Consider the following 10,905-nt stretch of genomic DNA (forward strand, 5'->3'; position numbering starts at 1 on the left):
CAATTGCACTTTGTTTTTTGGGTCTTGGCCAATTTCTAGGCGTAGGGTTTCCCCGAGGGCAAAGCCCTCTTCAATGCCGATGCGGCGTCGGTTGTAGAAGGTGCCATTGGTGCTGTGGCGTTGATTGCCATCTCCATCCCAGAGGTAGTAGGTTGCCCCCTGTTGCTTAAAAACGGCATGGCGGCCGGAAATCACTGACCACAGTGGATCATCGGGCACCACCAAATCCGCCCACTGGTGATCGCGCCCCAAGCGATGCTCTGGTTGGGTCAGGGAATAGGTCAGCGTTTTCCCTTGACTTTCGAGGGTAAGGGTGACGGTGGGTAGATCAACAACCGTTTTTGGCGGGGGCGATCGCATAGGCCATTGAGAAAGGGGATGCGTGTTTGATGCCTGAGCAAAACCGAGCAGCCGTTTCAATCAGGACAGGAACAAACTCATGGGCGGCCTGCAAACTAGGGACTAAAACGGCTGGATCTCGAATGTAGTCATGAACCATTTGACTGTGCAGTTACTGGATTGTAAACCCAGCCCCTGCATCGGGCAGAAAGCCGAGCCGCTCAGCATCGTCAAGGTTTTCCAAGAAAGTCGCCACTGGTTGGGCAAAGACCCTCAGAGAAGCGGGCAAGAGCTTACTCCCTAGGGTATCTTGAAGGCGGCCAAAGTGTGCTACAAAAGCATCCGCGCGCTCTGCCAGATCACTGTTTTCCTCCCACTGTGCCGCCCCTACTGCCATAAAGAGTTTTTGAAAGAGGCCTTGATCGGCCATCTGTAGGTGTGCCACTTTCGCTGTAGATCGCCTTGTCGGCTGATCGTAGGGACTGTTTCTTAGCATTTCTAGCAAGTTTGTGTCCAGTGAATAGAAGGAAAGCTGCCCCACTTAGATTTGCCAGATCGGTGCTTGCACTTCCCGATTGGAGTAATCCACGCGAATGCGGAGTTCTTGGCCTTGGGAAGTCGTGATCAGCTTCAGGGCCAGGGTATAAAAATCAATAAAAATAGCCTTTTTGATAGAGCAACCCCACCGCCACCAAGGGGAGTCCTAGGTCGCTGGCGGATTTGAGGTGATCCCAAGCCCCCCGAATAGATTGGCAGGCACTCCGTGGGGCTAAATTCAAGGGAAAAATAGGCAATACAATCGCCGGGGCGCATTGGTGCGGGTTTGCTGGTACCACGTCTGCACAGGCTGGGCATATTCTTGAAATTGGTTGATTACCCGCTCCCTCTATGCCCAAAAGCGGTTCTCAGTGGGGATCTGGGCAATGCATCCCAAAATCGGGCTGTGGTTGTTGCTCCCACAGTTCTGGGTCGAGGCGGCGAAAGAGGGCGATTGCCGCTGCGTGCCGCGTCCAGTAGAGGTTGTAGGCCAATTCCCACAGGGGTGCCAAACGTTGTGGCCAGTGGGGACGAACGTTAAACGTGCGGATGGGCGCTGCCAGTGTTGTCGTTTCTATCTTAATTTCTCTTAATTTCCGATGCGTTTTGAGTACGATTTGCTGATTGTTGCGGCCAGTCCCCTTGCGCTGGATCTTGCCTATCGCTGTGCCCCTTTGGGGCGGATTGGCTTGGTGATCCCACCTCCTGATGAGCAGTGGCAGTGGCAGTGGCAACGCTGGTGGTTATCGCAGTTTCCGCCCCTAAGCTTAGATGCTCAGCATTGGCAGCACTTTCAAGCCCACCTCCGCCACGGACAGCGGCGCTATGCCCCTAGGGTCTTGGAACTGGTGGGGGTAGATGTGATCACAGGGGTGGGGGAATTTGTTTGGCGGCCGCGCTGTCATTTTCAGGTGGGCGGCGATCGCCTCTATGCCCGAGGCTATTTGCTCCTTGATGCGCCGGCGGCAATGGATTTTCATGATCTGGACGCCCTCAGCAGGATTGAGCGAGCCTGTTGGCACCACTGGTCTGGCAAAGCTTCTGATGCTAATGGACAAGGGCTGCCGGTTGTAACAACGGAAGATGCCTGGTTCAACGATCGCCTGCACGCTGCTCTAAGTGGTCTCGGTTTGGGGGTTCCACTTCTGGGAAGGCGCAAAGCACCTGATCCGACCTCTTTGAATGTGCAACACCTGCAGCGGGATGCGCAAGGGTGGTTGCGAATCAATCCCCAAGGGCGCACGAGTCATCCCCAAGTCTACGCCTGTGGCGGTTGGCAGCGGGGATACCATTTGCCCTCCCTGACATTCTTTGAAGCCTTTGCGATCGCCCGCCAGATTTTACAGCGAAAGCCCATGACCCTGGACTACTACCGTCAACCGTGGTGGATTGCCTTACCTGTGCCCATTGCTCGTGTGGGTTGGAATGTGCGGCAAGCGCAGCAGTACCTTAGGGAACCCATTCAATGCTGGGAGATTCAGCAGTTGACTCCCGAGGGTCAGAGTTTAGGGCAAGTGGTGATCAATCGCCAAGGGCAGCTTCTAGGAGCAACATTAATGGGACGGGCGGCGATCGCCAGTAGTCGCATTTTCAGTCGGTACTTAGATCAAAATGCCTTTGCTGCTATCACCTATGCCGGTTGGGAACTGGAGTGCCAGCGCCAGCGATCGCCAAAGGCGCCACGTTCCCCCAATGCCGGGAAGGGATGAGATTCTCCCTTGCCCTGATGTTGCCAGAGAATTGTAAAGGCACCCGCCCCTTCCCCTTGGTGGGGCCATAGTCGATAGCAAGGAAATGTTGCTAAATGGGATTGATAGGCCGCCAGCGCCGGCACCGGTTGAGGAAGCAACTGCGGAAACTTTGCCATGAGCCAAGCCGCCACATCCTCGTTTTCATCTTGGCTAAAGGTGCAGGTGCTATAGAGCAGCCATCCCCCCGGGCGCACAAGGGCGCTTGCCGCCGCTAGAATCCGTTTTTGTCGCCGTTGGTTGTGGCGAATCGTCAGTGGATGAAAGCACCCATCGGCTTTTTGCCCCTTGGCCAGCAGGGATTGGCCAGAGCAGGGGGCATCCACAATCACCACATCGGCAGTGCCTTGGAACTCAGCAGCCAGCACTTCACTATCCCAAGCAGTGACCCCTACGGGATGCACGCGACAGCGCTTGAGATTGCCAATGAGCATCCCCACCCGCTTGCCAATGGTCTCATTGCAGATGAGGTAGCGAGGGCGCAGCGATCGCCACGCAAAGAGACTCTTGCCGCCAGGCGCCGCACACACATCTATCACCAAGGACGGCTCCTGGGGCAGGGTGAGCAGGGGAACCGCCGCAAACACCGAGGAGGTATCCAAGCAATAATAAGCACCGGCTGCATGGAGAGGGTGTTGACCCGTTGGACTACCGGCAACAAAGCGGCTCACCCAGGGGGGCTGCCACGGCAGCGGCGGTAAGGCCACAAAAGGGAGCGCAGCAGCCGGCTCCCCACACCAAAGCACAGTGGCAGGATAAGCTGGGGGGGTCATTAGCGCCTGGAGGAACCGCTCCCGATTGTCCGCCGCCTCAAAAAGGCGATTCGCACAGGCCAGCGCCAATCGAGAGGGGTTGACCACAGGGTTAGCGGTGGACGGCAATGGCACCTTTGACGGCTTCGGCAAGGGCACGCACACTGGCCACCATGGCCACTTCACTGTTGAGTTGGTTGACGGCAGAACCAACCCCAACCCCCGCAGCCCCAGCGGCGATCGCCAGCGGAATCGTCACCGTCGAAAGCCCCGAAGCACACAGCACCGGCACCGAAACGGCACGGGAAATTTCATAGGCGGCTGCCAATGTGGGAGCTGCTTTTTCAATGAGACCCAAGGTGCCGCCGTGGTGGGGCTGGCTACTCGTCCCCCCCTCCGTTTGAATGACATCGGCACCAGCGGCCACCAAGGCCTCAGCCAGGGCAACTTGTTGATCCAAGGACAGCGTATGGGGCACGGTCACCGACAGCATAGTCTGGGGCAGCAGCTCACGGGTTTGGCGCGTCAAGGCCAGCACTTCCTCAGCACTGAACACTCGCCCTTGGGCATAGAAGCTATCATAGTTGCCAATTTCCACCAGATCGGCACCAGCGGCCACTGCCCGTAGGAGTTGCAACGGTTCCACCGCCGACACACAGACTGGCAGCGTCGTCAGTTCCTTTGCAAGGCGCACCAGTTCAGGATCGGCAGCCATATCCACAAAGGTGGCGCCCCCTTGATCGGCAGCGGTCACCACCGCCCGCACGCGATCGCGATCAAAGTTATTCAGGCCACTGATAATCTTGAGAGCCGAACGCTGCTCAAAGGCAGCAGCCAAACGCGGATGCAGCATAGACTTAAGCGTTCCATAATTGTGCATTTTTTTATCCTACCGCCCATTTCACAACAACTGTAGGTCTTTCCCTAGAAGCTAAACGTGGTGCGGATCAGCCCCTGAAAAAGGGGACTGCTGTCAGACCGATTGTGGGCATTGGTTACCGCCATAAACACCGGTGTAATTGAAATATGGTCGCTCAGGGGATAGCGGAAAAAGAGTTCATAGTTCATTTGGGTGGCATCATTAACTTGCGGGGCTGAGGGCAGCGAATTAATAAAGGGCTGGCCCACTGCCGCTGCCAATAGTGACCCCTCGGTGAGCAAATCCCGGTAAGCAAGGCCGACCATCCATGTGTGCGCCGTAGTATTTACTTGCCCACCGGCAGGAATGATTAGGGCACCCGGATCGACGGCAAAGGGCCCTAGACCATTAATGGTGGCCCCATCCCCATAGAGCTTCATATCGGAGTAGGCATAGCGCCCAAAGAGGCCAAACTTGCCCAGGGAGAGTTCGGCATTGATCCCAGCTGCATTTTGGGAAATGTTCAAGGTCGAGGCGTTGGTGTATTGCAGGCGAACAGCAAAATTGTTTTGTTCATTGGCCCCAAAGGCACGCGCAAACTCTAATTCCACAGTTCCCTGATAGGGATCCCCAAACAGACCCCCCCCTGTGGGTACACCGCCGGGGGCGTTGGCAGTGGCGGCAACATAGACGCTGCGCAGGGTAAAGAACCCTCCTCCTGGGTTCCATTCAATACTCACCCCTGCCCCTCCGGGATCATTTACGGCAAAGGGAACAATCAGAGGATTGTTGATAAAAAAGTTGGAACTAAAATGCGTGAATGAATTGTTAGCGTAGCTGTTGGTATCCACAATATCGCTGGGGTAAAACTGCGGGCCGATACCGATTGTCAGGTCTGCCGTGGGCTTGAAGGTATAAAAAAGGCGAAATAGATTCGCAGCCGCTGCAACACCGCCATAATCTACAGAACCACCGGCAAGGAGGCCGTTGGTACCAATCCCCGTTGCTCCAAACGTATCTACGCCATTGTTACCCACCTCCAGCGTAGTGGTCAGCAAGTCGTCACCGCGGAAACTGGTATTCAGGGTCAGTTCTACACGGCTGATCGCTGTGGGGTTGTAGCTTCCCCCTGCGAACCCAGTCCCCGTGACGGGATCGACTACTTGGCCTGTATTTCCACCGGCTTGAAAGGCCATCACGGCATCCACGGATAACTTGGTAGTTGTGGAAAATTGCTGAGCTTCTAGGTTGGCAGTACGCGCTTCAAGCTGATCTACCCGCCCGCGAAGCGTGGCTAATTCGGCAGCAAATTCCTGAGAGAGCCGTTGCAGTGTAGCGAGATCTTCTTTACTGGCAAAGCGATCGCTCACCACATCGAGGCAAGCATTCAATGCCGCCGCCATTTCAAACCGCGTCAGGGCGCGGCTGCCGCGAAAGGTGCCATCGGGATAGCCGGCAACACAGCCATATTTTTCCACAAGGGAGGCTAGGGCTTGATAGGCCCAGTCAGTGGGGCGCACATCAGAAAGCTGCGAGACAGAGGTGACCTGCCCCATGCTGGCACTTGCCGACAGCGGATTTGGCCTCTGGGCAAAAACTGCGGAATTCAAAAAGAAAACGTTAACGCCAACGGCACCGACAATGGCCGTTGCTAGGGATTTTGCCATACTTGCCTTCCTAACCTCACACCAAGACCTTGCCTAGGGGATTCACTAAGGCTCTATAAGAATGCTAATGATTATCATTCTAATTCTTTCAGCCTGTCAACCAAAGCCAGCCTCAAGTTAGCATTGGGGTTGTTGCTTTGCCTATCTCCCCCCTCCGCATCATGGGTGTTCTTCCCCAGCAACGTTGGCTTTTGCCGCCGATTGATCCTAAGTGTCGGGACGCCTTGAGGCGGACTCTGGGTTGCCACTCATCGCTGGCGGAAATTTATTTGCGGCGGGGTCTTACAACCCCTACAGCCGTACGGGCGTTTCTCGAACCGGAAACCCTAGAGCTACCGCCTCCCAACAGGGTCTTTCCTGACCTTGATTTAGCAGTGGAATTGCTGCAACGGGCGATCGCCCACGGCGACAAGATGACCATTTGTGGGGATTACGATGCCGATGGCATGACAAGTACCGCCCTGCTGTTGCGTGCCCTGCGCCATCTGGGAGCAGACATTGACTATGAAATTCCCTCGCGCATGCATGAAGGCTATGGCATCAATGAGCGGATTGTGCAGGAGTGCTACGACCGAGGCGTCAAACTGATTCTCACCGTGGACAACGGCATTGCTGCCCTCCAACCGATTCTCAAGGCGCGGGAACTGGGACTGACAGTCATTGTGACGGATCACCACGATGTACCACCGCAACTGCCCCCTGCCCATGCCATTCTCAATCCAAAACTAGTTTCCCCGACCTCGCCTTACCATACCCTCGCAGGGGTGGGGATGGCCTATATTCTAGCTGTGTCCCTGGCGCAGCGATTGGGCAACTGGCGGCCACTGGTGCGGCCGTTGCGGGAGCTGTGTACCCTTGGCACAATTGCCGATCTGGCGCCCTTGACGGGGGTGAATCGCCGCTGGGTCAAGCAGGGATTGCAAACCCTTCCCACCTCTCCTCTGGTGGGCGTCCAAGCACTGATGCAAATGGCGCGCTGTTTACCCGAGCAGGACGCCTCCCTAAAACCCACGGCCGTGGGGTTTCGTCTCGGACCGCGGATCAACGCCATTGGCCGGATTGGTGACCCGCAAGTAGTGATTGAATTGTTGACAACGGACGATCCAGACCGTGCTCAGGAGCTGGCAGCCCTCTGTGAAGCAACCAACCGTCGCCGTCAGGATCTCTGTGCCGAGATTGAAGCGGCGGCGATCGCCCACCTCGAAGAGACGGATTTTGATCCCCAACAGGAATGGGTTTTGGTGATCGTCCAGCCCAACTGGCACCATGGGGTCATTGGCATTGTGGCCTCCCGTCTTGTGGAGCGCTACGGCGTACCTGTGTTTATTGGCACCTATGAAGATGAGACGACAATTCGTGGCTCAATTCGTAGTATTCCAGAATTCCATGTTTTTGAGGCTCTTGAGGCCACCAAGGACTTGCTGTTGAAATATGGCGGTCATAAAGCGGCCGGGGGGTTTAGCCTACGGGCAGAGCATTTAGCGGCTTGGCGCGATCGCCTGCGGGCCTTTGCCCAAACCTGTCTCAAACCCGAGGATCTGCGTCCCCTGGTCACCCTTGATGCCGAAATCTCCTTTGAGCAACTGACCTGGGACTTTTACACTCAAGTGGAGCAATTGCAACCCTTTGGCAGTGAGAATCCTCAGCCTATTTTCTGTAGTCGCGGGGTCAAGATCCTCGAACAAACGCCCATGGGTCAGCAGGGGGAGCACCTGAAACTCACCCTAGAGCAGAATGGGCAGCAGATGACCGCTAAGGCTTGGCGCTGGGGACCATTTTTGCCGTTGCCAACCAGAGTAGATATTGCCTATCACCTCACAGCCCACACTTGGAATGGCGAAACCCAGTTGGAACTCGAACTCAAGGGAGTCAAACCCTCACTGGCGTGGTACGTCCCCGAGCCACCGAGTCACCCGATTCCCAGTTGGCAACCCCTCCCGCCTTTGACAACGCTCCTGCCGCAGTTGCGCGACCATGTCTTGCTCTATGGCTATGGCCGCCCTGAGGTCCCTCCCAACTTCACCACAGCAGCCATTCACTACGATCGCCCCCGCGACCGCTGTCGCACACTCATCCTCTGGTCCCTGCCCCCCTCTTCTACCCATTTGCGTTGGCTATTGGCCATTGCCCAGCCCGAAATAGTCTATGTGGGGTACCAACGACCCGCGATCGCCCCCCCACCGACCCTCATCCTCTCCATTCAAAATGAGCTGAAAGCCAAAGAAGGGGCTAAAGTGAATCTTTTAGCCTTAAGTCAAACCTATTGGATTGCCCCCTGTACGCTGGTAGCGATCCTGCGCCATCTGGGCTATGGCTGCGAAGAATTTGCCCCCACCCTGAGCATTACCGAAGAACTGGCACGATTGCAACGCTGGTATCAACTGCAAGCCAAGGATTTGGCACGGTTAGCACAAACGTGGGGGACTGCCAAAGTTTTGAAAAAGAAATGGCCTACAAATTGCCGCGACGCACGGCCAACAGGAAAATAATCATTGGTCCTGCAATGCCAATCATGGCAATCATGGTGAGTTGAGCAATGACTTCAAAGTTGATATTGCTAAGAAACTCAATAATACCATTGAAAATTCCCATAGGTTCTCCCGAGTAATCAGCGGTTATCCGTTCGTGATTTTATTTTAGAGCAGGGGGGAGCACTCGCAGCATTTGGCAACGGGTGCCTGAGTGTTTTGCTCTCACCCCTAAGCTACACTGTAGGAGCAGAATTCTCAGAAAATCGGTCGGTGATGGGCGTGGACAAACTAGCGGCCTTACGCGATCTCATCGGTCAACTCGATCGAGCCTTGATTGCCTACTCTGGTGGTATTGATAGTACCCTGGTGGCCAAAGTTGCTCAGGATGTCTTGGGCGATCGGGCGGTGGCGGTCACGGCGGTCTCCCCTTCCCTATTTCCAGCGGATCTAGAGGATGCGCGCATTCAAGCGGCAGCCATTGGCATTCGCCATGAATTGATTGAAACCCATGAACTGGAGAACCCCAACTACGCCACCAACCCCGTGAATCGCTGCTACTTTTGCAAAAGTGAACTCCACGATCGCCTGCGGGAACTGGCGCAGGCTTGGGGCTATGAGTATGTTCTTGATGGGGTAAACGCTGATGATCTCCAAGACTATCGTCCGGGCATTGCGGCGGCCAAAGAACGTGGGGTGCGATCGCCCCTAGCCGAAATTGGCATTAGCAAGCTAGAAGTGCGAGAAATTGCCAAATCCCTAGGGCTGCCCTGGTGGAATAAACCCGCCCAACCCTGTCTCAGTTCGCGCTTTCCCTACGGTGAAGAAATTACCCTTGCCAAGCTGCAACGGGTGGGCAATGCCGAATACTACCTGCGCAAGCAGGGCTGGGAACTGTGTCGTGTCCGCAGTCATGGCGATACCGCTCGCATTGAGGTGCCCCAACAGCAGATTGCTGACTTTGTAACGATGACGGATCTTGAGCAACTGGTGAATCACTTTCAGTCCCTTGGTTTTACCGATGTCACCTTGGATCTGGAGGGCTTTCGCAGTGGCAAACTCAACGCGGGGATTGGGCGCGATCCCTAACGCGGTTGTAGGGACTGAGACTCTGGAGAATTTCGCGGCCATAGCTGCGCTCCGTAAGCCGCCGGTCCAAAATGGCCACCAAGGTATCATCCTGACGGACAGGGGCAAGGGCACGATCTAGCACCGTCAAGCACTCGGGCAAGAGATATTGACGAAACCAGTCTTGTTTTTGCCGCTTGTGCCATTCAATGCGGGCACTCACCACTGCTTTTTCCGGGGAGGGGAAGGGCAACGTCGTCAGGACCAATAGGGCCGGGCAGGGTAACTGTGCCCCATGGCGCAGCCAAAAGGTTTCCCCCGTTACTAAAATCGTGTTCGTCTCAAGGGCCGTCGTCTCCACCTGTACCCGTGAACCGTAGAGGGCAGCCAATTGGGTGGCCAACTGTTCCCGCAGGGGTACATCACTGACAAGGATCACTGCCCGTTGATGGCCAATCGTGCCAATGAGATCGTAGAGACGCCGCAGAACCGCCGGGGCAAATTCCGGGGTATTGGGCAGGGGTAAGTCTTCGGCGATCGCAAGGGTAATGGCTTCACTGTGGCGATCGCTGGCAAATTTAATCGTCGTTTGGGGCGGAATCCCTAGGTCCTGCTGCACATAGGCCAGAGGGGAGTCTGTATCGGGTCCGCTGCCAATGAGGACAAAGGGGGCTTGGCACCAAATCTCCTGAAAATAGGGACGCAAATTCAGGGGGTGGCCATGGAGGGTAAAGTAGCCTACCGTGGGATGGCGGCGGCCCCAGATGACTGTGTCACTGCGGTTGAGGTAGTCCCGCAATTGCGACCACTGGGGAGGCAGCGACTGCGGCCATTGATGGAGCAGATCAAGGAGGGGTTGCTGTTCTGTGGGGGTGAGCAGATAGTCGCCATAGGGATTCTGAGGCCGCTGAAAGAGGTGTTGCACCAACTGGGCATAAACTTGGCGAATGGCGCCAACGGCACTGGGAATCGCTAGTTTCAAGTGCTCCCAATCCCTGGTGGTAATTGTGCAGGTCATCTGCTGCTGGGCAATTTGGGGCAAGGCTTCAATGCCATCAATAATCGTGACAACGTTGGGGTGGGGGGTGGCTTGGCGACACCAGTCCTCGAGGTTCATCACGAGCACTCCCTCAAACACTGGCTGCGGGCAGTGGCTATGCTGAATTGGTTTGGTGACGGCAAGGAAGGTGAGCAGTTCAGGAATTTCTTGGTGCAGTAGCCGTGTCAGTCGCTCCTGGGGGACAACTAGCAGGGCCGGTTCAGGATACAACAGCAGCGGCAACAGATAACTCAGGCCATAGCGATGTTGTAACACCGCCCGCTGGCTGACCTGAAGTAAACACCCCCGCCGCAGCCGCAGGGCACGGGCCACCAACCGCGCCAAGGTGAGATGGTGAGGCCACCGGCGATCGCCACTGCTGCGTAAAAATGCCCGTAATTGGCGGTGAACCTCTGCCTCAATCACAA

12 protein-coding genes are annotated in these 10,905 nt (G+C 56.0%); 3 read left to right on the plus strand and 9 right to left on the minus strand.

Annotation, left to right across the window (positions count from 1 at the left end):
* From H8Q75_RS11555 to H8Q75_RS11570, 4 genes are all read right to left on the minus strand, one after another.
* On the minus strand, positions 1-360 hold a 360-nt coding region (locus H8Q75_RS11555; RefSeq protein ID WP_297041862.1), incomplete at its 3' end, for an FHA domain-containing protein.
* A complete protein-coding gene (locus tag H8Q75_RS11560; RefSeq protein ID WP_297041864.1) occupies positions 329-499 on the minus strand; it encodes a hypothetical protein in 171 nt (56 codons plus the stop codon). The genes H8Q75_RS11560 and H8Q75_RS11555, both read right to left, overlap by 32 nt.
* A gap of 12 nt (positions 500-511) precedes the next feature.
* On the minus strand, positions 512-769 hold the full coding sequence (locus H8Q75_RS11565; protein WP_051372780.1) for a hypothetical protein: 258 nt from the start codon (positions 767-769) through the stop codon (positions 512-514).
* 475 nt (positions 770-1,244) lie between these two features.
* A complete protein-coding gene (locus tag H8Q75_RS11570) occupies positions 1,245-1,388 on the minus strand; it encodes a DUF3417 domain-containing protein (RefSeq protein ID WP_225871784.1) in 144 nt (47 codons plus the stop codon).
* A gap of 87 nt (positions 1,389-1,475) precedes the next feature.
* On the opposite strand from H8Q75_RS11570, the gene H8Q75_RS11575 reads away from it, so the two are divergent.
* Positions 1,476-2,585 carry a hypothetical protein gene (locus H8Q75_RS11575; RefSeq protein WP_024124548.1) on the plus strand — a complete coding sequence of 370 codons (1,110 nt, stop codon included), beginning with the start codon at positions 1,476-1,478 and terminating at the stop codon, positions 2,583-2,585.
* On the opposite strand, the gene H8Q75_RS11580 is transcribed toward H8Q75_RS11575, so the two are convergent.
* The 3 genes from H8Q75_RS11580 to H8Q75_RS11590 all read right to left on the minus strand — a co-directional run bounded on the left by H8Q75_RS11580 (position 2,507) and on the right by H8Q75_RS11590 (position 5,902).
* On the minus strand, positions 2,507-3,511 hold the full coding sequence (locus H8Q75_RS11580; protein WP_297041866.1) for an RsmB/NOP family class I SAM-dependent RNA methyltransferase: 1,005 nt from the start codon (positions 3,509-3,511) through the stop codon (positions 2,507-2,509). The genes H8Q75_RS11575 and H8Q75_RS11580 overlap by 79 nt on opposite strands.
* The gene (locus tag H8Q75_RS11585; RefSeq protein ID WP_024124546.1) at positions 3,489-4,229 is read right to left on the minus strand and encodes a DUF561 domain-containing protein; all 741 of its coding nucleotides are present in this window, start codon (positions 4,227-4,229) and stop codon (positions 3,489-3,491) included. The genes H8Q75_RS11580 and H8Q75_RS11585 overlap by 23 nt, the downstream gene beginning before the upstream one ends.
* A gap of 71 nt (positions 4,230-4,300) precedes the next feature.
* Positions 4,301-5,902 (minus strand): iron uptake porin, encoded by a 1,602-nt coding sequence (locus H8Q75_RS11590; protein ID WP_297041869.1) that lies wholly within the window; start codon positions 5,900-5,902, stop codon positions 4,301-4,303.
* A 137-nt stretch (positions 5,903-6,039) separates the two neighbouring features.
* Between H8Q75_RS11590 and recJ the strand changes: the two genes are divergently transcribed.
* Positions 6,040-8,391: a single-stranded-DNA-specific exonuclease RecJ gene (recJ, locus tag H8Q75_RS11595; RefSeq protein ID WP_255325311.1), complete on the plus strand. Its 2,352-nt coding sequence runs from the start codon at positions 6,040-6,042 to the stop codon at positions 8,389-8,391.
* Here recJ and H8Q75_RS11600 read toward each other — a convergent pair.
* Entirely contained in the window at positions 8,354-8,494 is a 141-nt protein-coding gene (locus H8Q75_RS11600; protein WP_011057084.1) for a photosystem II reaction center protein Ycf12, read from the minus strand. The two genes, recJ and H8Q75_RS11600, sit on opposite strands and share 38 nt — an antisense overlap.
* 152 nt (positions 8,495-8,646) lie before the next feature.
* On the opposite strand from H8Q75_RS11600, the gene larE reads away from it, so the two are divergent.
* Complete coding sequence (gene larE, locus H8Q75_RS11605) at positions 8,647-9,459, plus strand: ATP-dependent sacrificial sulfur transferase LarE (RefSeq protein ID WP_024124543.1); 813 nt, start codon at positions 8,647-8,649, stop codon at positions 9,457-9,459.
* On the opposite strand, the gene H8Q75_RS11610 is transcribed toward larE, so the two are convergent.
* Positions 9,431-10,905 (minus strand): helicase C-terminal domain-containing protein (locus H8Q75_RS11610; RefSeq protein ID WP_297041873.1); only part of this gene is annotated, 1,475 nt, incomplete at its 5' end. The two genes, larE and H8Q75_RS11610, sit on opposite strands and share 29 nt — an antisense overlap.

Source organism: Thermosynechococcus sp. OHK43 (genome assembly GCF_014466085.1).
GTDB lineage: Bacteria > Cyanobacteriota > Cyanobacteriia > Thermosynechococcales > Thermosynechococcaceae > Thermosynechococcus.

Coding starts and splice junctions, on each gene's coding strand:
- H8Q75_RS11590 (WP_297041869.1), bottom strand. CDS start 5,902: ATGGCAAAATCCCTAGCAACGGCCATTGTCGGTGCCGTTGGCGTTAAC.
- larE (WP_024124543.1), top strand. CDS start 8,647: ATGGGCGTGGACAAACTAGCGGCCTTACGCGATCTCATCGGTCAACTC.
- H8Q75_RS11560 (WP_297041864.1), bottom strand. CDS start 499: ATGGTTCATGACTACATTCGAGATCCAGCCGTTTTAGTCCCTAGTTTG.
- H8Q75_RS11575 (WP_024124548.1), top strand. CDS start 1,476: ATGCGTTTTGAGTACGATTTGCTGATTGTTGCGGCCAGTCCCCTTGCG.
- H8Q75_RS11565 (WP_051372780.1), bottom strand. CDS start 769: ATGGCCGATCAAGGCCTCTTTCAAAAACTCTTTATGGCAGTAGGGGCG.
- H8Q75_RS11585 (WP_024124546.1), bottom strand. CDS start 4,229: ATGCTGCATCCGCGTTTGGCTGCTGCCTTTGAGCAGCGTTCGGCTCTC.
- H8Q75_RS11600 (WP_011057084.1), bottom strand. CDS start 8,494: ATGGGAATTTTCAATGGTATTATTGAGTTTCTTAGCAATATCAACTTT.